Source organism: Streptomyces racemochromogenes (genome assembly GCF_044129415.1).
GTDB classification, from domain to species: Bacteria; Actinomycetota; Actinomycetes; order Streptomycetales; family Streptomycetaceae; genus Streptomyces; species Streptomyces racemochromogenes_A.
Window position 1 is genome coordinate 141,153 of record NZ_JBBDHD010000003.1, and the last position, 22,581, is coordinate 163,733.

The following is a 22,581-nucleotide window of genomic DNA, read 5'->3' on the forward strand; positions in this document are numbered from 1 at the left end:
ATGTGTGAGGGGGCGGCGCCCGGCCAGTCCTGTGACATACAAGTCAAAACGGGCGCCCGTCGGGGAGTGGGGGCCGGTCAGTCGAACCGGGCCGCGAGCAGGACGACGTCCTCGGTGTCCTGGTACGGGCCGGAGGCGCCCGAGCCGGGCCCGTCCTCGGGGAGCACCGCGCGCAGGATGTGGTCGCAGACGGCCGCCGGGTCCTCCCGGGCGCTGCGCGGCAGGCCCGCGGCGGCCGCGTGCAGCCGGGCGTAGGCCCGGTCCATGGGGTCACCGGTGCGCCGCAGCAGTCCGTCCGTGTACAGCAGCACCGTTTCTCCGGGTGCGGGCTCGATCTCCACGCTGGGCGCTTCCCAGCAGGACAGCATCCCCAGCGGGGCCGAGAGGGAGGTCTCGACGTACTCGGTGCGCCGCTCCCCGATGAGCAGCGGCGGGGTGTGCCCGGCCCCGGCCAGGAGGATCTTGCGGGCGGCGGGCTCGCAGTACGCGAAGAGGGCGGTCGCCGAGCGCGCGGGCTCGGTCAGGCGCAGCAGCAGCTCCAGGTCGGACAGGACCGCGACGGGGTCCTCCCCCTCCATGACGGCGTACGCGCGCAGCGAGGCCCGCAGCCGGCCCATCGCGGCGACGGCGCTCGGACCGGATCCGGTGACCGATCCGACGGCGAGTCCCATGGCGCCCTCGGGCAGCGGCAGCGCGTCGTACCAGTCGCCGCCGCCGAGCGGGCCCGTACGGTGCCGGGCGGCGAGCTGTACGCCGGGGATCCGGGGCAGCCGGCTGGGCAGCAGTTCCTCGGCGACGGTGGCCAGCCGGGTGCGGGAGCGGTCCACCTCCAGCATCCGGGCGAGGTGCTCGGCCGCGTGCCGGACGTAGAGGCCGACCAGGTCGCGCTGGCGGTCGCTCGGCTCGGCCTGTTCGTCGTAGAGCCAGACGGCCGCGCCGAGCCGGCCGGTGGCGTCGGCGGTCAGCGGCAGGGCGTAGCTGGCGGCGTAGCCGAGGCGGGCGGCGACCTCGCGGTGGCGGGGGTCGACGGGCGGCTCGTAGCCCCCTGCGCCGGGGGGCGCCGGTGCGCCGGGTTCGGGGAGGACCTCCGAGCCGCCGTGGGCGTCGGGGAGCCCGTCGAGGATGCGGCCGTACGAGGTGGCGCTGCGCGGGACCGTCTCGATGTGGCCGAGGTCGGCGCGGCCCAGGCCCAGGCCGATGGTGGCGGCGGGGCCGAGTCCGTCGGAGGGCTCCAGGACGACCAGACCGCGGCGGGCGCCGACGAGGGCGGCCCCGGCGCGCAGGAATTCCCTGAGGGAGGAGTCGAGGTCGGCGGCCCGGGCGAGGCGCTCGGTCAGTTCGTGGAGGGTGGTGAGGTCGGAGACCATGCCCGCCAGCCGGTCCTGGATGATGCTGCTCGCGGCAGGCGGGGCGGCCTGGGCGGGGGCGGTCCGGGCGGTGGTGGCCGCCGTGGTGGCGGACAGGGAGCCGGGCGGGGGCGCGACAGTCTGCGCCGACGCCGTAACTGCTGAATCGATTCCAGCCACTTTCGGCAGATGCGGGGCGCTCATGGCGTCCGCCTTTCCACCTGGTGCGATTCGCCACGTAGCATCGCAAACCCCCAGATCGTGCTGCGCCGCCATCAATGGATCCACATCTACACGCACCCGAGGATCGATGTCCAGCATTGTCCCAGTGGGAATCCTGGTGTCCGTGGGACGGCAACTCACTGTCCAGCCGAGGCTAAAACTTGGCTGGAAAAAGCGGGAACCGAGCGGTTTTTGCGATCGACTGGACAGGCGCTTCAAGGGGTCCGGGTACGTAGTCCGTAGTGCCCGGGGCCAGTTGGCGCCCCCGGCACCGCCGGGAACCGCCCGGCCCGGGCCGTCGTCCTAAGCGGCGGCAGCCGGTCTCGACACCGGTGCGGGTCGCTCGGACGGCTCGTTCCGGGGCCCCGCCGGACGTTTGACGGACCCGTAAGAAAACTGCACGAACCGTGTGAACCTGCTTCTGGCGGACTAGTGACGCGAAACGTGTACGTGTGGTGAAACACCGCTCACGTGGTGTGATGTGGCCCTCGACGTTCAACGGAAAGGAACGAGCGCTCATGCGCGAGATCCTCGGAAGGCGTCTCCAGCGGCTCCGCGATCGCTTGAAGTTCCCGCGCGCCGCCTCCCGTCCCGCGGCGGAGGCCGGGGCCGGCGCGGTTCCGTCCCTCCTCGACGCGGCGCTGACCTGTGCCACCGTCCGGCGGTGGCCCGTACTGCCGGGCGTGGGCCGGGCCGGAGCCGACGGCAGGCGCTGTGCCTGTCCCGACCCCGACTGCGTGGTGCCGGGCGCCCATCCCTTCGACCCCGGGCTGCTCGCCGCCACCACCGACGCCCGGATGGTGGCCTGGTGGTGGGGCAGGAGGCCGGCGGCCCCGCTGCTGCTGGCCACCGGCGGGGCGGCGCCGTGCGCGGTGAGCCTGCCGGCGAAGGCGGCCGCGCGTGCCGTCGTACGGCTGGACGCGCAGGGCATGCGGCTCGGCCCGATCGTCGCCACGCCGACCCGCTGGTCCCTGCTCGTCGCGCCCTACTCGCTGGAGCGGCTCGGCGAACTCCTCTACGCCAAGGACCACGTCCCCTCCTCGCTGCGCTTCCACGGCGAGGGCGGTTACCTGCTGCTGCCGCCCTCCGCGGCGTCCGGCGGCGGGCAGGTGCGCTGGGAGCGCGAGCCCGAAGCGCGGCGCCCCGGCGGGGAGGAACTGTGGCTGCCGGAGGTGGAGGCGGTCGTGGACGCCCTCGTCGAGGCGAGCAGCAGTGCTCCCGGCGGCGGCAGCCGGCTCGCGTACTGAACGCCCGGGAGCCGGTCCGGGGAGCGCGGCCCCCTGTGGCCGGAGCATCACTCGTACGGGTGTCGGCACGCCTGGTTTCCCGGGGAATTGGGCGCGGGGATCTCCGCGCCCCTTTCCCGCGTCGCTATCTTCGGCGAATGAATCTCCGCCTGATCGGTATCGGTGCCGGTGTGCTGATCATCTTGTCGCTTCCCCTGGCCGGAGCGATCGCCGGGCCGGATTTCGCCGGTCAGGCCGACGGAAAAGGCGGGGGGTTGCTCTCTTCGCTCGGCCTTTCCGACTCCTCCCGTACGGCTGGGCAGGCGCGGCCCGCCACCGGTCCCGCGCGGCCAGGACCGCCGGAGCAGCCCCGTACCGAATCCCGCTGCGGTCCCGAACTCTCCGCCCCGCAGGGCCTGGAGGCGCAGACGTGCGTGCTGGCGAGCGAAGGCCGGACCTGGGGCCGGAGCTACTACCGCAACACCAGCGGCCGCGCGCTGGATGCCGTGCTCACGGTGATGGGGCCGGCCGGGCGGACGGTGCAGATCCGCTGTGCGGTGGCGGCGGGTGACGATCCGGGGCTGTGCGAGACGCCCCGCGGGGAGTCGGCAGGGGCGCCGGAGACGTACTCGGCCGTAGCGGAGTTTGCAGTTCCGGACGAGCAAGGGCGGCTGTTGCTGCGGTCCGGGAGCAACTCACCGGCACCGTCGGGCGGTTGAGTACCGCCGAAAGACAGAGGCCCGGTCGCTGGCGACGGGGGATGCACCAGCGACCGGGCTACAAGAACGGTAACAAGAGATCGCCTGTTCGCAAATTCGATCTCTGATATTCAGACATCGATTTGCAGGCGATTAGCGGGAGTTGTGACACCGGTCACCGGTCCCGCGCGCGGCCGTCCACCGTACGCGGGACACCCGTCCGCCGGGCGGCCGTCAGCTCAGCGTCACCTGGCGGTTGGTGAGCCCGCCGCGTGCCCGGCGCTCCTCCGCGGTCAGCGGGGCGTCGGCTGCCAGGGCCGTGGCCAGGCGCTCCGCGAATTCGGCGGCGGGCTTCTCCACGTCCGCGGCGGTGACTCCGGTGGGCAGGTCCCAGACGGGGACCATCAGACCGTGGGCGCGGAAGGAGCCGACGAGCTTGGTGCCCTCGCCGAGGGAGGAGGTGCCCGCGGCGTGCAGCCGCGCGAGCGCGTCGAGCAGCTTCTCCTCGGGGTGGGGCATGACCCAGCGCAGGTGGTTCTTGTCCGGGGTCTCGCACCAGTAGGCCGCGTCCACGCCCGTCAGCTTGACGGTCGGGATGGCGGCGGCGTTGGCGCGCTCCAGGGAGGCGGCGATCTCCGGGGAGGCGTTCTGGGCGCTCTCCGCGTCCGGAATCCAGAATTCGAAGCCCGCGTGGACAACCGGCTCGAAAACGCCGTTCGGGTCGAGGAGATCCTGAAGTCGGGGACCCTCGGCCGGTACGCGGCGGGCCGGGACCGGGTTGCCCGGCTCGGCGGCGATCGCGCGCTCCAGGGTGTCGGCCATGTCGCGGGCCAGGTCACCGGAGCTGGACTCGTTCTGCAGGCCGAGCAGGACGGAACCGTCCTCGCGGCGCAGAGCCGGCCAGGCCATGGGCAGGACCGTCACCAGCGTGACGGACGGGACGCCCTCGGGCAGGCCGCCCTTGAGGGTCAGCGGCACGGTCGCGGCGGGGACGAGCTCGCGCAGCGCCACCCAGTCGCACTCGCCCGGCAGTCCCTCGAAGGGGCGCGCGACGTGCTCGGTGACGGCGTGCGCGGCGGCCGCTCCGTGACAGGCCTTGTACCGGCGCCCGGAACCGCAGGGACAGGGCTCGCGCGCGCCCACCACCGGGATCTCCCCGTTGTCGAGCTGCGGCTTCGCGGTCTTCGCGGCGGGGCGCTTCTTGGCCATCGTGGGTGTCTCCCGGTTGCGGCGGTACGGCGGTGTCTCTGGGCGCGAGCCTAGCCGTTCGTACCGCCGGAACCGGTGGGGTGCGGCCGGGAGCACGGTCGGCGTGCGCTCCCGGACGGCCGCTTCGCGGATGGCCGGTGGTGCCGGTCGGGGCCGTCAGACGTCGAGATCGTCGAAGGCGGCGGCGAAGTCGATCGCGGGGGGAGCGACGCGCGTAGCGAAGTCGTCGTGCCGGGGCCCCCGGGCGACGACCGCCCACACGGTGAGCTCGCCCGCCGCGCCGTCGCGCACTCCCCAGTCCTGGGCCAGCGCGCTGATGATGTTCAGCCCCCGGCCCCCGTGCGCGGTGACCGAGGGCGTCGCCGGAACGGGGCGGGTCGGGCCGCCGCCGTCCGTGACCTCGACGGTGAGCCGTCCCGCCTTGTCGACGCGCCAGGCGGCGCGTACGTCGCCGTCACCGACCTCCCTGGCGCCCAGCGGCCGGCCGTGTCGGCAGGCGTTGCTGAGGAGCTCGGAAAGGATCAGTACGGCATCGTCCACGACCGATTCGGACACCCCGCTGAGGCGCAGTTGTTCGCGCATCCGGTGCCTCGCCTCGCCCACGCCCGCAGGACCATGGCGAATGTCCATGCACGACGACGTGGGCACTTCCTGTGCCATCACCAACGCCACCCCCGGAACCTCCTTAGCCCCACGCCATGGTCTGGATGCCCCACTGGCCTGGACCGGAAACCGCCGTCCCGTTCACCTCTGACGCATTCATGACCAACGAACACGGAACGGATGCGCCGGGGCACGCCCTGTCACGGTCGGGGTGTCTGTGGCTGGTGTGCAAAACGGGACGTCAGCGGCCGAGTTGCGACAGAACCTGTCGGGGTCTGTTCGTGATGATCGCTTCTACACCCAGATCCGCGCATAGCTGAACATCATCCGGATCGTTCACGGTCCATACGTGGACGGAATGCCCCGCGGCCTGGAGCTTGCGGATGAAACCGGGGTGGCTGCGGACGATGCGCATGGACGGCCCGGCGATCCGCACGCCCGCGGGCAGGCGGCCGTCGCGCATCCGGGGCGAGACGAACTGCATCAGGTAGACGGTCGGGACCGTCGGGGCGGCCGCGCGCACCCGGTGCAGGGAGCGGGCGGAGAAGCTCATGACCCGGACGGGGTGGGGGCCGTCGGCGGGCGGGGCGTCCAGTCCGAAGCGCTTGAGGAGGAAGAGCAGGCGCTCCTCCACCTGTCCGGCCCAGCGGGTGGGGTGCTTCGTCTCGATCGCCAGCTGTACGGGCCGGCCCGCGTCGGCGACCAGCTCCAGCAGCCGCTCCAGGGTGAGCACGGAGGTGCGCTCCGGGTCCGCGTCCCAGTCGGGGGACTCCTCTCGGTCCTTCCAGGACCCGAAGTCGAGGGCGGTCAGGTCGGCCAGCTCCAGGGCCGAGACGGCGCCCCGGCCGTTGGAGGTGCGGTTGACGCGGCGGTCGTGGACCAGCACCAGATGGCCGTCGGCGGTCAGCCGGATGTCGCATTCGAGAGCGTCGGCGCCGTCCTCGATGGCCTTGCGGTAGGCGGCCAGGGTGTGCTCGGGGGCGTCCTCCGAGGCCCCGCGGTGGGCGACGATCTGGATGGGGCGCGGCGTAGCGTGGGTCACCCGGTCATGGTGCCACCGAGGCACCCCCGCGCGTCGGGGTGACTCCTGGAGGTGCGTCCGATATGTCGGATATAAAGGAAGCCGTGAGACGCACAGGTCCGGCTTACAGTGCTCTGACGGGTCATGGGAAAGGCTTCACCCTGGAACTTCTGCGGCGCGTCGAACGTTCAGTCGGACCGATGCCCGGAGGGTGTCGGGTCGATATGCCTGATATTTCCAGCAGCCGTATGGGCCGAGTAAGCCGTGTGTGACGAGGAGACAGCGCTGTGAGCACCGAGAACGAGGGCACCGCGGCCCCGAAGCCCCCCGCGGCCCCGTCCGCACCCCCCGTGCCGGTGGCCGCCTCCGCACCCGACCCGGCCGCCCCCGCGGCCCACGAGCCCCCGGCTCCGGCCGAGGCCCCCGCGCCGGCACCCGGCACCGAGCACACCCAGCAGCTCCCGCCCACCCCGTCGGCTCCCCCGGCCGCGCCCCCTTCCGCGCCCCCTTCCGCGCCCCCGGCGTACGGCCACGAGCAGGCCCCGGCCGCCCCGCCCGCGCCCCCCGCCGCGACCGCGTACGGCGCCGAGGCCTGGCCCCCGCCGCCCCCGGCGGTCCCCGCGTACGGCGGCGCCGGCCAGGGCGGCGGTGGCACCTGGGGCGTGCCGTTCACCGCCGACGGCACCCCGCAGCCCAAGCCGAAGGGCCGGGGCGGTCTGATCGCGGCCGTCCTGGTGGCGGCCCTGCTCGCGGGCGGTGTGGGCGGCGGCGTCGGCTACTGGGCGGCCCAGCGCGACCACAGCGGCTCCGGCTCGACCACGATCAGCGCGCCCAACACCCCGAAGGACCTCAAGCGGGACGCCGGCTCCGTCGCGGGCCTGGCCGCCGCGGCGCTGCCCAGCGTCGTCACCATCGAGGCCTCCGCCGGGGACGGCGAGGGCGGCACCGGCACCGGGTTCGTCTACGACGAGCAGGGCCACATCCTCACCAACAACCACGTGGTGGCCTCCGCCGCCAACGGCGGCAAGCTCTCCGCCACCTTCTCGGACGGCAAGAAGTACGAGGCCGAGGTCGTGGGCCGGGCCCAGGGCTACGACGTGGCCGTCATCAAGCTGAAGAACCCGCCGGCCAACCTCAAGCCGCTGGCGCTCGGCGACTCCGACAAGGTGGCCGTCGGCGACCCGACCATCGCGATCGGCGCCCCCTTCGGCCTGTCCAACACGGTCACCACCGGCATCGTCAGCGCGAAGAACCGCCCGGTGGCCTCCGGCGACGGCTCCGGCGGCAAGAACTCGTACATGAGCGCGCTGCAGACCGACGCGTCGATCAACCCGGGCAACTCCGGCGGTCCGCTGCTGGACAACCGGGGTGCCGTCATCGGCATCAACTCGGCGATCCAGTCCGCCGGCAACGGCGGCTTCGGCGGCGGACAGGCCGGCTCGATCGGCCTGGGCTTCGCCATCCCGATCAACCAGGCCAAGAACGTGGCCACCTCGCTGATCAGCACCGGCAAGCCGGTCTACCCGGTGATCTCGGTCTCCGTGGACCTCCAGGCGAAGACGGACGGCGCCAAGATCTCCGAGCAGGGCGCCCCGGCCGGCGAACTGGTCGACCCGAACGGCCCCGCCGGCAAGGCGGGCCTCAAGCCCGGCGACGTGATCACGGAGTTCGGCGGCAAGCAGGTCGACAGCGGCCCCACCCTGATCAGCCTGATCTGGACGTACAAGCCGGGCGACACCGTGAAGCTGACCTACCTGCGCGGCGGCAAGCCGACGACGGTCGACATCACGCTCGGCTCGCGCGTCGGCGACAAGTAACCGCCGCGAGGAGGACGGAGGCACCGCTCGACGGTGGCTTGATGGGAGGGGCCGTGGCCGGGAATCCGGCTACGGCCCCTCCCAATATCTGCTTATGCTTCGCTGGTGTTCGATTCACGGCACATACGGACATTCCACGAAGTGGTCGCCGCGGGCTCGTACTCGGCCGCCGCTCGTGCGCTGGGCTACACCCAGCCCGCGATCACCCAGCAGATGAAGGCACTCGAACGCGCCGTCGGCACACCGCTGTTCACCCGCGTGGGCCGGAAGATGAAGCTCACCGAGGCGGGCGAGTCCCTGGCCCGGCACGCCGAGTCCATCCTCGGCAGCCTCTCGGCCGCCGAAGCCCAGCTGAAGGCGTACACCCGGCTGCGCACCGGGCGCGTCCGGGTCTGCGGGTTCCCCAGTGCCAACGTGACCCTGGTCCCCGAGGCCCTGAGCGGCCTCGCCAAGGACCACCCCGGTGTGCAGGTCGAGCTGCTCGAAGGCGAGCCCCCGGAATCCCTGCGCAGGCTCCTGCGCGGCGAGTGCGACATCACCCTGGCCTTCACCTATCCCGGGCTGCACGAGGAGGTCCCGGAGGAGGTGGCCGAGGTCAGGCTGCTGGAGGACCAGCTGACGGTGCTGCTGCCGACCGGCCACCCGCTCGCCCGCCGCCGGGCCGTGCACCTGGCCGACCTCGCCGAGGAGCAGTGGATCGCCGGCTGTCCGCGCTGCCGGGCGAACCTGCTGCACGAGTGCGCCGAGCTGGGCTTCGTCCCCGACATCCGGTTCGCCACCGACGACAACCTGGTGGTCCAGAGCCTGGTCGCGCAGGGGCTGGGCGTGGCGATGATGCCCGCCCTCGTGCTGCCCTCCCTCTCGCTGACCCGGGTCTGCGGCCGGGTGCTGGAGCCGGCCGCCCGCCGTCACATCGCCGCATACGTCTACCGCGACCACCTGCGGATCCCCGCGACGGCGGTGGTCCTCGACGAGCTCAGGCGGGTCGCGTCGAACCGGGTCGGCTGCTGACCCGGCCCGGTCTCCGGCCACCCCCGATCCATAAGCAGGAGTTGGGATTTCAGGTCACAACTGTCGTTGGACGTGATGGATCGCGCGACCGACGCTGCTTGTATGACCACCACCACGCCGGCCCGTACGACCACGAGGATGGCCGCCCTCGTCAGTGAGATCCGCACGGTCGTCGACCGGGGGCTGGCCCCCGATCTGACCGCCTACCTCGTCGGCGAGCGCCTCGCCCCGCACCTGGGCGCGTCCGATCTGCTGACCGCGGAGCAGCAGGAGGGCGACCCGGACCACTACCGGCAGCACATCCTGCACGCCGAGCCCGACGGCAGCTTCTCGGTCGTGGCCCTGGTCTGGATGCCGGGCCAGGAGACCTGTATCCACGACCACGTCTCGTGGTGCGTGGCCGGTGTGCACCAGGGCGAGGAGAGCGAACGCCGCTACCGGCTCGCGCCCGGCGCGGACGCCGCCCGTCTGGTGGCCACCGAGGACGTGGTCAACGCCCAGGGCGAGGTCTGCGGGTTCGCCCCGCCCGGGGACATCCACAAGGTCCGCAACTCCTGTACCGGCACGGCGATATCGGTCCACATCTACGGCGCCGACGTCTCCCGGCTGGGCAGCAGCATCCGCCGCGTCTACACGCTCCCCGTCGACTGATGGCCCTCCTCCACCGCCCGCAGAGCGAGGCGGTCCCCCTTGTTCCACGTGAAACATCGTCCCCCTGGCCAGGTTTGGGCCTGGCGGCCGCCGGTGTGCTGGCGGCCTGGTGCGTGCACCAGGTGGTTCCCGCCGTACCGATGCTGACCGCCTCGGTGGTCCTGGGCATCGCGGTGGCCCACCTCCCCGGCATACGGGGCGTCGTACGCGGACCGGCCCGCCCGGGCCTGTCGCTGGCCGGCCGGCGGCTGATGCGGATCGGCATCGTCCTGCTGGGCCTCGGCCTCGGCCTGGACCAGGTGCTGCGGCTCGGCTGGTCGACGGTGGCCATGGTGAGCTCGGTGGTCGTGGCGACCTTCTTCGGAACGGTCTGGCTGGGCCGCCGCCTCGGGCTCCCCGGTGACCAGCCCCTGCTGATCGCCACCGGCTACTCCATCTGCGGCGCCTCGGCCATCGGCGCGGTGAGCGAGGTGTCGGGGAGCGACGAGGAGGACGTGGCGGCCTCGGTCGCCCTCGTCACCCTCTGCGGAACGCTCGCCATCGCCGTACTCCCCCTGCTTCAGGGTCCCCTGGGGCTCTCCGACCTCGCCTTCGGGCGCTGGGTGGGCGCGAGCGTCCACGACGTCGGCCAGGTCGTGGCGACGGCCCAGACGGCCGGCCCCGCCGCGCTCGGTGAGGCGGTGCTGGTCAAGCTGATGCGGGTGGCCCTGCTGGCCCCGCTGGTGGCTGCCGTGGCCTTCTCGATGCGGGCGCGGCGGCGCGGCGTACGCACCGCCTCCGGGAAGCGGCCGGCCCCGGTCCCCCTGTTCGTCGTCGGCTTCCTGGCGGCGGCCGCGCTGCGCGCGACGGGTCTGCTGCCCCACGTGGCACTGGACCGGGCGCACACGGCGCAGGAGCTCCTGCTGGCCGCGGCCCTGTTCGGGCTGGGCAGCGCCGTCCACCTGCCGAGCCTCGCCCGTACGGGCGGACGCGCCGCGCTCCTGGGCCTGGGGGCCTGGGTGGTGGTCGCGGGCGTCTCCTACGCCGGCGTCCTGGTGACCACATGAGCGCGTCAACCAGGGGGAGTTGGTCAATCCCTGGCCGGATCCGACCGAACGCCCGGACCGCCCCCTGACATCTCCGGGCCCGCGTGCGACCCTGCCCCCGCAAGTCGAACAGCCGATCCGCACCGACAGTTCTTCACCCCACCCTGCCCGGCTCCGTCCGGTCCGGGCACGGCAGAAGGAGTCCTGCGTGAATCGTCATCGCACGGCGGTGTCCGTCCTCCTCGCCGCGGGAGCCCTGCTCGCGGGCGCCCTGACGGCGGCCTCCCCCTCGGCGGCCGCGGAGTCGCCCGCCTCGTTCCGGCCCGGCCGGACCCCGGGCTTCTGGACGGCCGAGCGGATGCGCCAGGCCACCCCGCTCGACGTGACGGCGGCTCCCGGAGGGGCCCGCACGGCCCCGTGGCGGCCGGCCCGCCCACCCGGGTGGCGCCGACCTCGCCCACGGCGTTCCCGCAGCCAGGCGCGGCCTGGACCGGCGGCGGAGCGGTGGTGCGGACCTCGGGCCGGGTGTTCTTCACCTTCCAGGGCCGCACGGCCTCCTGCTCGGGCGACTCCATCACCAGCCAGAACGGCAGCACGGTCATCACGGCCGGCCACTGCGTGAAGTACCAGGGAGCCTGGCACACGAACTGGATCTTCGTCCCGGGCTACGACAACGGCAACGCCCCGTACGGGCAGTGGCAGGCCACCAAGACCCTCGCCACCGACCAGTGGGCGGCGAGCGAGGACATGAACATGGACGTGGGCCTCGCCGTCGTCGCCCCGCTGAACGGCCGGACGCTCAGCCAGACCGTCGGCGCGCAGGGCATCCAGTTCAACGGCGGCTACAACAAGAGGATGTACTCCTTCGGCTTCCCCGCGGCCGCACCCTACGACGGCACCAGGCTCGTCTACTGCAGCGCCGGCACGGGCAAGGACTTCCTGCTCACCAAGGACCACAGCATGGCCTGCAACATGACGGGCGGCTCCAGCGGCGGCCCCTGGTTCCAGGACTTCGACGAGTCGACGGGCCTGGGCACGCAGGTCTCGGTGAACAGCTTCGGCTACAACTTCCTGCCGAACACGATGTTCGGCCCCTACTTCGGCAACGAGGCCAAGGCGGCCTACGACAAGGCCCAGACGTCCTGACCTCCGCCACGCCGACTCCCACCCCACCCGCCCCCACATCCCGGTACTCTGTACGGGCCAGGTGGGTTGCCCGAGCGGCCTAAGGGAACGGTCTTGAAAACCGTCGTGGCGCGAGTCACCGTGGGTTCAAATCCCACACCCACCGCCAGCTCAGAGAAGCGGCATGCCAGAGGGTGGGCCCCGGGTTCCGGGGCCCACCCTCTTGGGCTTTCCGGGTGGTGTTTGTCGGAAGATCGGCGCGCGTGGTCGAAGACGTGCGATTGCGCTCGCATCATGACGAATGTATGCAGATCCGCCCGTCGGAACATCGGGAATCGAGGCGTTCGTCATGGCCCACCGCACCAGCATCACGTCGCTCTGGAGCTCCTTCCTCGCCGCTCTCGTGGCGCTCCTCGCCGCTGTGGGCCTGGTGGGCAGGGCGGCTCCGGCTGCGGCCGCGCCGACCGCGCCGGCCACTCCTTCGGCCGCGACGGTGAGCCGGCCGGTTGCCGTTGCGCGGCGGACGTGGCGGGCGATGATGCGCGGCGGTTCGCTGCCGCCGACGATCAAGCAGCGCATCCGGGCCGAGGCCCACGGCAAGAGCCCCTCCGTGCGCCGCTCCGCGACCGCGGCCGCGCTCGCGCTCACCAAGCCCGAACGGGAATCGGTCGCGCTCGCCGCGTAGCGGGGGCTTGCTCCGGCGCATTGAGGGGGCGCACGGGGGGCGCGAAGCTTGATACGACAGGGCCGCAGGGCCGGGAGACGGCGGGGTTCCCGGACGGTGCGGCCCTTTTCGGCATATCCGGGCCGAGCGAATGTGGCGGAACGATTCACCATCCGCCCGGTGCGGATTCCGCCTGTGACGGGGGCACTCGGTTGGGGCAGTAGTGGCGCACACCGCGTTTATCCCTTGTTGCTCATGCTTGCGGGGGAATAGCAGGCTGCGGGGTGGTTCGCCGGGGATTCGGTGGGCAACTCTGGTCTCGCGACGTCGTCAGCACCACGAACGACCGAGGTGGTCGGCCAACTGCCTCGGGATGAACCCGACTTCGGTTTCCTGGAGGACTCAGAATGGCAAGCATCCGTACCGCCCGCGTCATCGCCGCCGTCGCCTCGCTGCCCCTCGCCGCCGCTCTGTTCGGCGGGGTCGCGTCGGCCGACAACGGCTCGTTCGCGAACGACGGATCGAATGCGAGCGTCGCCAGCGTCATCGGCAGTGGCGTGGGCGGCAACAACCACGGCAACTCCTCCACCTCGCAGCAGGTGGCCACCGGCGCCGGCGCGTCGAACCAGAACAACACCGCCCAGGTGAACGGATCGGCCTACACGGCGATCCACCAGGCCAACTCCAACGTGGCGGTGCACTTCTTCCCGTGGTGGTAGGAGCCTCCTGAACCGCGCAGACCGCTGAGGGCGCCCGTACGACCGGACCGGCTGGGGTCCGGTAGTGCGGGCGCCCTCCCGCGTGCCCGGGCTCACGGGCCCGCCGCCTGGTCTCCCGACCTTGACATCGGCAGTAAATCTGACGGACAGTCAGTTCCACTCGTCCGCTGCGATGCCGGGAGGCCAGCGCCGTGCACCTCGCTCCGTCAGAAGGGCAGTCGCGGCTGCGCGCCGAGCTGCGCGCCTACTTCCGGGACCTGATGCCGGACGGCGCCCCCGCGGAACCGTCCGCCCAGCGCGCCCTGCTGCGCCGCATCGGCGCCGACGGGCTGCTCGGCCTGGGCTGGCCCGTCGAGTACGGCGGCCGGGGCCTGGGCCCCGACGAGCAGTTCGTGTTCTTCGACGAGGCCTACCGGGCCGGTGCCCCCGTCTCCATGGTCACGCTCAACACCGTGGGCCCCACCCTCATGAAGTACGGGACCCCGGAGCAGAAGGACCGTTTCCTGCCCGGCATCCTCCGGGGCGAGACCGTCTTCGCCATCGGCTACTCCGAGCCCGGGGCCGGCACCGACCTGGCCGCCCTGCGCACCCGCGCCGTCCGCGACGGGAACGGGGACTGGGTGATCGACGGCCAGAAGGTCTTCACCTCCAACGCCCAGAACGCCGACTGGATCTGGCTCGCCTGCCGTACCGACCCCCAGGCTCCCAAGCACAAGGGCATATCGATCATCCTGGTGCCCACCGACAGCCCCGGCTTCTCCTGGACCCCCATCGACACCGTCGGCGGCCTCACCACGACGGCGACGTACTACGACGGCATCCGCGTCCCCGCGGGCCACCTCGTCGGCCCCGAACACGGCGGCTGGGGCCTGATCACCAACCAGCTCAACCACGAGCGCGTCGCCCTCGCCGCCATCGGCATGCAGGCCGAGGACTTCTACGAGGCCGCCCGCGCCCACGCCCTCACGCCCGACCCCGCCACCGGAGAACGTCCTGCGGACCGGCCCTGGGTCCGGGCCCGGCTCGCCGAGGCGCACGCCCGGCTGGCCGCCGTACGCCTCCTCAACTGGCGCCTCGTCCAGGACGTCGGCGCCGCCACCCTGGCCCCCGGCGACGCCAGCGGAGTGAAGTTCCTCGGCACCGAGTCCGCCGTCGAGGTGTACCGGATCTGCCAGGAGGTGGTCGGCGAGGAGGCCCTCGTCCGCGGGCCCGGGGCCTTCCTCGGCGGCGAGCTGGAGCGGATGAACCGCGCCGCGCAGATCAACACCTTCGGCGGCGGGGTCAGCGAGGTCCAGCGCGAGATCGTCGCCATGATGCGGCTCGGCATGAAGGGGAGGAAGCGATGACCGCCGACGAGACGGCCGCCGCGGAAGCGGAGCTGCTCCGGCGGCTCAGGGCCTTCGAGGGACGGCCCGCCGCCACCGACGGGCGGGGCAAGGACCCGGTCAACGCGCCCATGATCCGCCACTGGTGCGAGGCCATGGGAGACGCCAACCCCGCCTACACCGGACCCGGCGCCATCGCCCCGCCCACCATGCTCCAGGCCTGGACCATGGGCGGGCTCTCCGGCCACACCGGCCGCTCCACCGCCTACGACGAACTGCTCGCACTCCTCGACGGCGCGGGCTGCACCTCGGTGGTCGCCACCGACTGCGAGCAGGAGTACCTGCGTCCCCTGCGCCCCGGCGACACCGTCACCTTCGACGCTGTGATCGAATCGGTCTCCCCGCGCAAGACGACCAGACTCGGCACCGGCCACTTCGTGACCACCCGGATGGACGTCCGCGCCGACGGCGAACTCGCCGGAACCCACCGCTTCCGCATCCTCAAGTACGCCCCGGCCGCCATCCCGCCCCCGCCGAAGACCGCGGCCGCCCCGGAGGCACAGCGCCCCCGCCCCGTGGTCAACCGCGACAACCAGGGCTTCTGGGACGGAGTCCGGGACCACAGGCTGCTGATCCAGCGCTGCACCGCCTGCGCGACCCTGCGCTTCCCCTGGCTGCCCGGCTGCAACGCCTGCTCCTCCCCCGACTGGGACACCGTCGAGGCGAGCGGCGCCGGCACCGTCTTCTCGTACGTCGTCATGCACCACCCGCCCTTCCCGGCCTTCGACCCCCCGTACGCGGTGGCCCTCGTCGAGCTGGCCGAAGGCGTGCGGATGATCAGCAACATCACCGGGGTCCCCCACGACAAGGTGCGCATCGGCCTGCCCGTCCGACTGGAGTTCCTGCGGGTCGACGGCACCCTCGAACTGCCCGTCTTCCGCGGAGAGGCGGCCTGACATGGACTTCCACCCCACCGAGGAGCAGGCCGCGGCGGCATCCCTGGCCGCCCGGATCTTCCACGACCTCGCCACCCACGAACGCCTCGCCGCGGCCGGCACCGGCAGCGACGCCGAACTGTGGAAGGCGCTCACCGCCGCCGGCCTGACCGCCGCCGTCGAGGAGGTCGGCCTCCTCGGCCTGGTCCTCCTCCTGGAGGAGCAGGGCCGCACCACCGCCCAGGTCCCGTACGCCGCCACCTGCGCCTACGGCGTCCTCCCCGTGGCCGCGCACGGCAGCTCCGAGCAGCGCGCCCGCCTGCTGCCGGCCCTCGGCTCCGGCGAAGCCGTCGCCACCGGCGCCTTCCCCGCCCGCAGGACGGTCACCGCCGGCTCCGACGGCCGCCTCACCGGCACCGCCCCCGTCGTTCCCTGGCTTCGCGACGCCACGCACGTGCTGGTCCCGGACCGCGACCGGACACTGTGGCTCGTGAGGACGGACGCACCCGGTGTCGCAACGCGGCCGGTGGAGACGACCGCCCCCTGGTCGGCGGGGAGCCTCACCCTGACCGGCGCCCCGGCGGAACGGCTCGGCGGCCCCGACGCCCACGACGCCGTGCTCGCCGCCGCCCGCACCGCCTTCGCCGGACTCCAGGCCGGTGTCTGCGCCGGCTCCCTCGCCCGTGCCGTCGAGTACACCTCCACCCGCGAGCAGTTCGGCCGTCCGCTCTCCACCAACCAGGGGGTCATGCTCCGCGCCGCCGACGCCCACATGGACACCGAGGCCATCCGGGTCACCGCGTACGAGGCGGCCTGGCGCATCGACGAGGGACTCCCGGCCCGCGAGCACGCCCTCACGGCGGCCTGGTGGGCCTCCGAGGCGGGCAAGCGGGTCGTCCACACCGGCCAGCACCTGCACGGCGGCATGGGCGCCGACCTGGAGCACCCCGTCCACCGGCACTTCCTGTGGGGGCGCCAGCTGGACGCCTACCTGGGCTGCGGCAGCGAACTGCTGTCGGAGCTGGGCGCGCTCATATCCGAGGGGGAGAAATCCGACGGGGAGAAAAAGGGAGAGGACGCATGAACGTCGGCGACGCGCTGCCACCGCTGGAGATCCCGGTGACCCGCACCCTGATCGTGGCGGGTGCCCTCGCGTCCCGCGACTACCAGGACGTCCACCACGACGCGGAGCTCGCCCGCGAGAAGGGCTCCCCGGACATCTTCATGAACATCCTGACCACCAACGGGCTCGTCGGCCGGTACATCACCGACCACCTCGGACCGGAGGCCGTCCTGCGCAAGGTGGCCATCCGCCTCGGCGCGCCCAACCACCCGGGCGACACCATGACCCTCACCGGCACCGTCACCGCCCTCGACGGGGACACCGCCGAGATCCGGGTGGTCGGCGCCAACCGCCTCGGCCACCACGTCACGGGGACCGTGACCGTCACCCTGGGGGCCCGGGCATGAGCGTCCGCCTCCGCGACGACCTGGGCGGCCGCGCCGCCATCGCCGGCATCGGGGCGACCGAGTTCTCCAAGGACTCCGGCCGCAGCGAGCTCAAACTCGCCGTCGAGGCGGTGCACGCAGCCCTCGACGACGCCGGACTCACCCCCGCCGACGTCGACGGCATGGTCACCTTCACGATGGACACCAGTCCCGAGATCACCGTCGCCCAGGCCGCCGGCATCGGAGAGCTCTCCTTCTTCTCCCGCGTCCACTACGGGGGCGGCGCGGCCTGTGCCACCGTCCAGCAGGCCGCCCTCGCCGTGGCCACCGGAGTCGCCGAGGTCGTCGTCTGCTACCGCGCCTTCAACGAGCGCTCCGGCCGCCGTTTCGGCTCCGGCGTCCAGCAGCGCGAGCCCTCCGCGGAGGGGGCGGCCCTCGGCTGGTCCCTGCCGTGGGGGCTGCTCACCCCCGCGTCCTGGGTGGCCATGGCCGCCCAGCGCTACCTGCACACCTACCACCTCACCCCCGAAGCCTTCGGGCACGTGGCCGTCACCGGACGCGGATACGCCGCGAACAACCCCGCCGCCTACTTCCACGGCAAGCCCATCACCCTCGCCGACCACGCCGCCTCCCGCTGGATCGTCGAACCGCTGCGGCTGCTGGACTGCTGCCAGGAGACCGATGGCGGCCAGGCCCTCGTCGTCACCACCACCGAGCGCGCCCGCGACCTGCGCCGGAACCCCGCCGTGATCACCGCGGCAGCCCAGGGCGCGGGCCGGCGACAGGAGGCGATGACCTCCTTCTACCGTGACGACCTCACCGGCCTCCCGGAGATGGACGTGGTCGCCCGCCAGCTGTGGCGGACCAGCGGCCTGAGGCCCTCCGACATCGACGTGGGCATCCTCTACGACCACTTCACGCCCTTCGTCCTCATGCAGCTGGAGGAGTTCGGCTTCTGCGGCCCCGGCGAGGCCGCCGATTTCACGGCCGCCGGCGCGCTCCCGATCAACACCCACGGCGGCCAGCTCGGGGAGGCCTACCTGCACGGGATGAACGGCATCGCCGAAGCCGTCCGCCAGCTGCGCGGCACCTCCGTCAACCAGGTGCCGGGTGCCGGGCACGTCCTCGTCACGGCCGGCACGGGCGTGCCGACCTCCGGGCTGATCCTGGGAGCCGACCTCTGACTCCGGTCCTGGTCGCGCGCCCCCTCCTCCACCTACAGGAGGTGGGACGCGGCCGGGCCGTACAACCTGAGGGGGACCCCGTTTCGGCACCTGCGGGCGATCCCAGGAGCGTGCTCCGCTCCTAGCGTGGAGCCATGACCACGCCTGTGTGCACGCTCGCCTCGAACCCGACGCCGTACCCGTCGTTCTCGGCGTACGTCCGGACCCGTGGCACGGCCCTGATGCGCACCGCGCGCTCCCTGACGGCCAACCCGTGCGATGCCGAGGACCTGCTCCAGACGGCCCTCGCCAAGACCTATGTCGCCTGGGACCGCATCGAGGACCACCGCGCCCTCGACGGCTACGTCCGGCGGGCCCTGGTCAACACCCGCACCTCGCAGTGGCGCAAGCGCAAGGTCGACGAGTTCATCTGCGACGAGGTTCCCGAGAACGAGGAGCGGGCCTTCGCCGACCCCGCGGAGGCGCAGGTGCTGCGCGACGCGATGTGGCGGGCGGTGACCCGGCTGCCGGACCGCCAGCGGGCCATGGTGGTGCTGCGCTACTACGAGGACCTGAGCGAGGCGCAGACCGCCGAACTGCTCGGGGTCTCGGTGGGTACGGTCAAGAGCGCCGTCTCCAGGGCCCTGGTCAAACTCCGCGAGGACCCGGAACTCACCCCGGTGCGCTGAGCCCCGTTTCACGTGAAACACGGCCGGCCCCCGTTTCACGTGAAACATCGGCCAGACCACCGGCCCGGACAGTGATCGACCAGCCTGTTTGTACTCCCGGGTAGTGACATGCCGACCGGTACGTGCGCAGAATCGGCAGCATCCGACAGCCGCCGCAGCGCCGCAGCGCTCACCGGGAGGACGCTTTGCTGAGCACCATGCAGGATGTACCGCTGCTGATCTCGCGGATCCTGGCCCACGGGTCGACGATTCACGGAGACTCCCGGGTCACGACCTGGACCGGCGAGGCGGAGCCGCACCGGCGCAGCTTCGCCGAGATCGGCGTCCGCGCCGCGCGGCTCGCGCACGCCCTGCGTGACGAGCTCGGAGTCCGGCAGGACGAACGGGTCGCGACGCTCATGTGGAACAACTCCGAGCACGTCGAGGCCTACTTCGCGATCCCCTCCATGGGCGCGGTCCTGCACACGCTCAACCTGCGGCTGCCCCCGGAGCAGCTGGTCTTCATCGTCAACCACGCGGCCGACCGGGTGGTGCTGGTGAACGGCACCCTGCTGCCGCTGTTGGCGCCGCTGCTGCCGCACCTGCCGACGGTCGAGCACGTCGTGGTCTCCGGCATCGGCGACCGCTCCGCCCTCGACGGGCTCGGCGTACGGGTCCACGAGTACGAGGAGCTCCTCGAAGGCCGCGCCGACCACTACGACTGGCCCGAACTGGACGAGCGCCAGGCCGCGGCCATGTGCTACACCTCCGGCACCACCGGGGAGCCCAAGGGCGTCGTCTACTCCCACCGCTCGGTCTACCTGCACTCCATGCAGGTCAACATGACCGAGTCGATGGGCCTCACCGACCACGACACCAGCCTGATCGTGGTCCCGCAGTTCCACGTGAACGCCTGGGGCCTGCCCCACGCCACCTTCATGACCGGCATCAACATGCTGATGCCGGACCGCTTCCTCCAGCCCGCACCGCTCGCCGAGATGATCGAGCGGGAGAAGCCCACGCACGCCGCGGCGGTCCCCACCATCTGGCAGGGACTGCTCGCCGAGGTCACCGCCCGCCCGCGCGACCTGACCTCGATGAAGCAGGTGACCATCGGCGGCGCCGCCTGTCCGCCCTCGCTGATGGAGGCCTACGACAAGCTCGGCGTCCGCCTCTGCCACGCCTGGGGCATGACGGAGACCTCCCCGCTGGGCACCATGGCGCACCCGCCGGCCGGGCTCAGTGCCGAGGAGGAGTGGCCGTACCGCGTGACCCAGGGCCGCTTCCCGGCCGGCGTCGAGGCCCGCCTCATCGGGCCGGCCGGCGACGTCCTGCCGTGGGACGGGCAGTCCGCGGGCGAGCTGGAGGTCCGCGGCAACTGGATCGCGGGCGCCTACTACGGCGGTGCGTCCGGAGAACCGCTGCGGCCCGAGGACAAGTTCAGCGCCGACGGCTGGCTCAAGACCGGGGACGTCGGTGTGATCAGCGCCGCCGGCTTCCTCACCCTCACCGACCGGGCCAAGGACGTCATCAAGTCCGGCGGCGAGTGGATCTCCAGCGTCGAGCTGGAGAACGCGCTGATGGCCCACCCCGAGGTCGCCGAAGCGGCGGTCGTCGCCGTCCCCGACGAGAAGTGGGGCGAGCGCCCGCTGGCCACGGTCGTCCTCAAGGAGGGCGCCACGGCCGACTACGAGGGACTGCGCGCCTTCCTCGCGCGGTCGATCGCCAAGTGGCAGCTGCCGGAGCGCTGGACGTCCGTCGAGGCCGTGCCGAAGACCAGCGTCGGCAAGTTCGACAAGAAGGTGATCCGCAAGCAGTACGCCGACGGCGACCTGGACGTCACCACCCTCGGCTAGCCGGTCCCGGGCAGCCGGTCAGCCGCGCGTCAGCCACGGTCGCAGCAGCCGGCTGACGGCGGGCATGGCCGCATAGGTCATCAGGGTGCTGAAGACGGCAGCGAACGCGGCCGTCCGGAGCACGAAGTTCACGTCCACCAGGTACGGCCCGAGCACCGCGTTGCCGATCAGCGAGATCGGGAAGATGGCCAGCCCCGAGCTGATCGCCATCTTCCACCGCGGCGGCGCGGGCCGGGTCGTACCCGGCTTGGCGAACCACGTCTCCATGCCGTGCAGCTCGCGCCGGGCTATCTCGGTGTGGTGGTGGCCCTCGCAGTGGGCGAACCACTCGGCCCGCTCCGGCGACTCCTGCCACCGCGCGAGCGCCTCCTGGTCGCGGAAGCGGTGGACGAGGAACCACGGGGCGCCCTCGGCCGCGGGCCGGAACAGCCCGTAGCCCAGGTGGTCGGGAAAGCGCGCGGCGGTCTCCAGGATGCCGCGCGCCCAGCTCTCGAAGGCCTCCTCGTAGCCCGGTTCCACCTGACGCGCGATGAGCAGGCTCACCTCGCCGTTGTCGGCGGGGACGCTGTGCTCGGTCGTGTCGGTGGTGGCCATCGGACCAGGATGGCTAGTTGGTGCCGATCTTGGCGAGGAGGTCCACGATGCGGCCCTGTACGTCCGGGGTCGTGGCGCGTTCGGCGAGGAACAGCACGCTCTCCCCCGAGGCCAGCCGCGGACGGTCGCCCGGCTCGATCCCGGTGGCCGTGTAGACGACGAGCGGGGTGCGGTTCAGGAGCCCGTTGGCGCGCAGCCAGTCCACGATCCCGGCCCGTCGGCGCCGCACCTGCATGAGGTCCATGACCACCAGGTTGGGACGCATCCGGGTCGCCAGGTCCACCGCGTCGGTGTCCGCTCCCGCCCGTGCGACCTGAAGGCCGCGCCGCTCCAGCGCGGCCGTCAGCGCGGTGGCGACCTCGTCGTGCTCCTCGATCAGCAGCACGCGGGAGGGGTGCTGTTCGCTGTCGCGCGGCGCCAGCGCCTTGAGGAGGACGGCCGGATCGGCACCGTACGCGGCCTCGCGCGTGGCGTGCCCCAGCCCGGCCGTCACCAGGACGGGGACCTCGGCGGCCACCGCGGCCTGGCGCAGGGACTGCAGGGCGGTCCGGGTGATCGGGCCGGTCAGCGGGTCGACGAACAGGGCGGCCGGGAAGGCCGCGATCTGCGCGTCCACCTCCTCCCGCGAATGCACGATCACCGGGCGGTAGCCGCGTTCGCTGAGTGCCTGCTGCGTCTGCGCGTCCGGCGCGGGCCACACCAGCAGCCGGCGCGGGTTGTCCAGCGGCTCGGGCGGAAGCTCGTCGTCCATGGGCTGCGGCACGGGACGGTTGACCACCTCGACGGCTCCACCGGGCCCGTCGAGCGGCTCCGGGCCCTCGGCGGCGCCCGCTTCGGGGGCCCCTATGGCGAAGGCCCGCCCCTGGGGCGCCGGTTCGGAGAGCCGACGGCGCCGGCCGGAGCCGGATCCGCCGGGGCCGGCCGCGCCCGCGTCCACGGAGATGCCCTGGCCCAGGGTGCCGAGCGCGCGCACGCTGATCGGCTGGCCTCCCGCCGGGGCGTCACCGGGCTGCCGGGCGCCGGGCACGGCGGCCGCCGCGGCTTCCGCGTCCTCGGGCGCCGTCCGGGCCGCCGGCACGGGCCAGGCGGGGGTCACGGGCAGCGCCCGGCGCCGCCCGGTGGGAAGCGTGGGCTCCGCGCCACCCGGAGCGTCCGTGGCCTGCGGGCCCGGGGAGGCGGCGGGAGAGGCGGGGGCGCCGAGCACCCGGCGGCCACGGCGTCCGCCCGGGCCCTCGCCGTCGGCGTCGGCGGGGC

At 72.8% G+C, this 22,581-nt stretch carries 20 protein-coding genes, 1 tRNA gene and 2 pseudogenes; 17 read left to right on the forward strand and 6 right to left on the reverse strand.

The features are described 5' to 3' along the window. Positions 1-77: 77 nt before the first annotated feature. A complete protein-coding gene (locus WDV06_RS02360) occupies positions 78-1,667 on the reverse strand; it encodes a PP2C family protein-serine/threonine phosphatase (protein WP_395507885.1) in 1,590 nt (529 codons plus the stop codon). Between the two features lie 419 nt (positions 1,668-2,086). On the opposite strand from WDV06_RS02360, the gene WDV06_RS02365 reads away from it, so the two are divergent. After that, positions 2,087-2,815 (forward strand): bifunctional DNA primase/polymerase, encoded by a 729-nt coding sequence (locus tag WDV06_RS02365; RefSeq protein ID WP_395507886.1) that lies wholly within the window; start codon positions 2,087-2,089, stop codon positions 2,813-2,815. 137 nt (positions 2,816-2,952) lie between these two features. Continuing rightward, positions 2,953-3,513 carry a hypothetical protein gene (locus WDV06_RS02370; RefSeq protein WP_395507887.1) on the forward strand — a complete coding sequence of 187 codons (561 nt, stop codon included), beginning with the start codon at positions 2,953-2,955 and terminating at the stop codon, positions 3,511-3,513. Between the two features lie 213 nt (positions 3,514-3,726). Here WDV06_RS02370 and WDV06_RS02375 read toward each other — a convergent pair whose 3' ends face one another. The 3 genes and pseudogenes from WDV06_RS02375 to WDV06_RS02385 form a co-directional block, all read right to left on the reverse strand. After that, positions 3,727-4,701, reverse strand: a complete 975-nt coding sequence (locus WDV06_RS02375; RefSeq protein WP_395507888.1) for a DUF5926 family protein — start codon at positions 4,699-4,701, stop codon at positions 3,727-3,729. Between the two features lie 156 nt (positions 4,702-4,857). Then, positions 4,858-5,436 (reverse strand): annotated as a pseudogene (locus WDV06_RS02380) (ATP-binding protein); the annotation flags it as partial. Between the two features lie 109 nt (positions 5,437-5,545). Continuing rightward, positions 5,546-6,346: a glycerophosphodiester phosphodiesterase gene (locus WDV06_RS02385; protein WP_395507889.1), complete on the reverse strand. Its 801-nt coding sequence runs from the start codon at positions 6,344-6,346 to the stop codon at positions 5,546-5,548. 266 nt (positions 6,347-6,612) lie between these two features. On the opposite strand from WDV06_RS02385, the gene WDV06_RS02390 reads away from it, so the two are divergent. The 15 genes and pseudogenes from WDV06_RS02390 (at position 6,613) to WDV06_RS02460 (ending at position 20,733) form a co-directional block, all read left to right on the forward strand. Beyond that, entirely contained in the window at positions 6,613-8,142 is a 1,530-nt protein-coding gene (locus tag WDV06_RS02390) for a S1C family serine protease (protein WP_395507890.1), read from the forward strand. Positions 8,143-8,247: 105 nt separating this feature from the next. Next, complete coding sequence (locus WDV06_RS02395) at positions 8,248-9,153, forward strand: LysR family transcriptional regulator (RefSeq protein ID WP_395507891.1); 906 nt, start codon at positions 8,248-8,250, stop codon at positions 9,151-9,153. A gap of 102 nt (positions 9,154-9,255) precedes the next feature. Next, positions 9,256-9,804 (forward strand): cysteine dioxygenase family protein, encoded by a 549-nt coding sequence (locus WDV06_RS02400; protein ID WP_395507892.1) that lies wholly within the window; start codon positions 9,256-9,258, stop codon positions 9,802-9,804. Next, positions 9,804-10,850 (forward strand): YeiH family protein, encoded by a 1,047-nt coding sequence (locus WDV06_RS02405; protein WP_395507893.1) that lies wholly within the window; start codon positions 9,804-9,806, stop codon positions 10,848-10,850. Before WDV06_RS02400 ends, WDV06_RS02405 begins: the two co-directional genes overlap by 1 nt. A gap of 187 nt (positions 10,851-11,037) precedes the next feature. After that, positions 11,038-11,975 (forward strand): annotated as a pseudogene (locus WDV06_RS02410) (trypsin-like serine peptidase). A gap of 60 nt (positions 11,976-12,035) precedes the next feature. Further along, positions 12,036-12,123: transfer RNA gene (locus tag WDV06_RS02415), tRNA-Ser, on the forward strand. Between the two features lie 132 nt (positions 12,124-12,255). Beyond that, entirely contained in the window at positions 12,256-12,639 is a 384-nt protein-coding gene (locus WDV06_RS02420) for a DUF6344 domain-containing protein (RefSeq protein ID WP_395507894.1), read from the forward strand. A 386-nt stretch (positions 12,640-13,025) separates the two neighbouring features. After that, positions 13,026-13,337, forward strand: coding sequence for a hypothetical protein (locus WDV06_RS02425; protein ID WP_395507895.1), 312 nt, complete (start codon positions 13,026-13,028; stop codon positions 13,335-13,337). A 191-nt stretch (positions 13,338-13,528) separates the two neighbouring features. Further along, positions 13,529-14,683, forward strand: coding sequence for an acyl-CoA dehydrogenase family protein (locus WDV06_RS02430; protein ID WP_395507896.1), 1,155 nt, complete (start codon positions 13,529-13,531; stop codon positions 14,681-14,683). Then, on the forward strand, positions 14,680-15,618 hold the full coding sequence (locus WDV06_RS02435; RefSeq protein WP_395507897.1) for a bifunctional MaoC family dehydratase N-terminal/OB-fold nucleic acid binding domain-containing protein: 939 nt from the start codon (positions 14,680-14,682) through the stop codon (positions 15,616-15,618). Before WDV06_RS02430 ends, WDV06_RS02435 begins: the two co-directional genes overlap by 4 nt. A 1-nt stretch (position 15,619) precedes the next feature. Further along, on the forward strand, positions 15,620-16,681 hold the full coding sequence (locus tag WDV06_RS02440) for an acyl-CoA dehydrogenase family protein (protein WP_395507898.1): 1,062 nt from the start codon (positions 15,620-15,622) through the stop codon (positions 16,679-16,681). Further along, positions 16,678-17,067: a MaoC family dehydratase gene (locus WDV06_RS02445; protein ID WP_395507899.1), complete on the forward strand. Its 390-nt coding sequence runs from the start codon at positions 16,678-16,680 to the stop codon at positions 17,065-17,067. Before WDV06_RS02440 ends, WDV06_RS02445 begins: the two co-directional genes overlap by 4 nt. Next, the gene (locus WDV06_RS02450; protein WP_395507900.1) at positions 17,064-18,230 is read left to right on the forward strand and encodes a lipid-transfer protein; all 1,167 of its coding nucleotides are present in this window, start codon (positions 17,064-17,066) and stop codon (positions 18,228-18,230) included. The genes WDV06_RS02445 and WDV06_RS02450 overlap by 4 nt, the downstream gene beginning before the upstream one ends. A gap of 134 nt (positions 18,231-18,364) precedes the next feature. After that, a complete protein-coding gene (locus tag WDV06_RS02455; RefSeq protein WP_395507901.1) occupies positions 18,365-18,898 on the forward strand; it encodes a SigE family RNA polymerase sigma factor in 534 nt (177 codons plus the stop codon). 185 nt (positions 18,899-19,083) lie between these two features. Then, positions 19,084-20,733 carry a long-chain fatty acid--CoA ligase gene (locus WDV06_RS02460; RefSeq protein ID WP_395507902.1) on the forward strand — a complete coding sequence of 550 codons (1,650 nt, stop codon included), beginning with the start codon at positions 19,084-19,086 and terminating at the stop codon, positions 20,731-20,733. An 18-nt stretch (positions 20,734-20,751) separates the two neighbouring features. On the opposite strand, the gene WDV06_RS02465 is transcribed toward WDV06_RS02460, so the two are convergent. Both WDV06_RS02465 and WDV06_RS02470 read right to left on the reverse strand, forming a co-directional pair. Next, a complete protein-coding gene (locus WDV06_RS02465; protein WP_395507903.1) occupies positions 20,752-21,327 on the reverse strand; it encodes an antibiotic biosynthesis monooxygenase in 576 nt (191 codons plus the stop codon). 13 nt (positions 21,328-21,340) lie between these two features. Then, positions 21,341-22,581, reverse strand: a 1,241-nt coding sequence (locus WDV06_RS02470; protein WP_463668205.1) for a response regulator transcription factor, incomplete at its 5' end; no start/stop codon positions are given.

Bases quoted from the DNA above. Each gene is read 5' to 3' on its own strand.
- WDV06_RS02420 (WP_395507894.1), top strand. From the start codon at position 12,256: ATGTATGCAGATCCGCCCGTCGGAACATCGGGAATCGAGGCGTTCGTC.
- WDV06_RS02425 (WP_395507895.1), top strand. From the start codon at position 13,026: ATGGCAAGCATCCGTACCGCCCGCGTCATCGCCGCCGTCGCCTCGCTG.
- WDV06_RS02360 (WP_395507885.1), bottom strand. From the start codon at position 1,667: ATGCTGGACATCGATCCTCGGGTGCGTGTAGATGTGGATCCATTGATG.
- WDV06_RS02400 (WP_395507892.1), top strand. From the start codon at position 9,256: ATGACCACCACCACGCCGGCCCGTACGACCACGAGGATGGCCGCCCTC.
- WDV06_RS02405 (WP_395507893.1), top strand. From the start codon at position 9,804: ATGGCCCTCCTCCACCGCCCGCAGAGCGAGGCGGTCCCCCTTGTTCCA.
- WDV06_RS02365 (WP_395507886.1), top strand. From the start codon at position 2,087: ATGCGCGAGATCCTCGGAAGGCGTCTCCAGCGGCTCCGCGATCGCTTG.
- WDV06_RS02465 (WP_395507903.1), bottom strand. From the start codon at position 21,327: ATGGCCACCACCGACACGACCGAGCACAGCGTCCCCGCCGACAACGGC.
- WDV06_RS02445 (WP_395507899.1), top strand. From the start codon at position 16,678: ATGAACGTCGGCGACGCGCTGCCACCGCTGGAGATCCCGGTGACCCGC.
- WDV06_RS02455 (WP_395507901.1), top strand. From the start codon at position 18,365: ATGACCACGCCTGTGTGCACGCTCGCCTCGAACCCGACGCCGTACCCG.
- WDV06_RS02370 (WP_395507887.1), top strand. From the start codon at position 2,953: ATGAATCTCCGCCTGATCGGTATCGGTGCCGGTGTGCTGATCATCTTG.
- WDV06_RS02435 (WP_395507897.1), top strand. From the start codon at position 14,680: ATGACCGCCGACGAGACGGCCGCCGCGGAAGCGGAGCTGCTCCGGCGG.
- WDV06_RS02375 (WP_395507888.1), bottom strand. From the start codon at position 4,701: ATGGCCAAGAAGCGCCCCGCCGCGAAGACCGCGAAGCCGCAGCTCGAC.
- WDV06_RS02450 (WP_395507900.1), top strand. From the start codon at position 17,064: ATGAGCGTCCGCCTCCGCGACGACCTGGGCGGCCGCGCCGCCATCGCC.
- WDV06_RS02440 (WP_395507898.1), top strand. From the start codon at position 15,620: ATGGACTTCCACCCCACCGAGGAGCAGGCCGCGGCGGCATCCCTGGCC.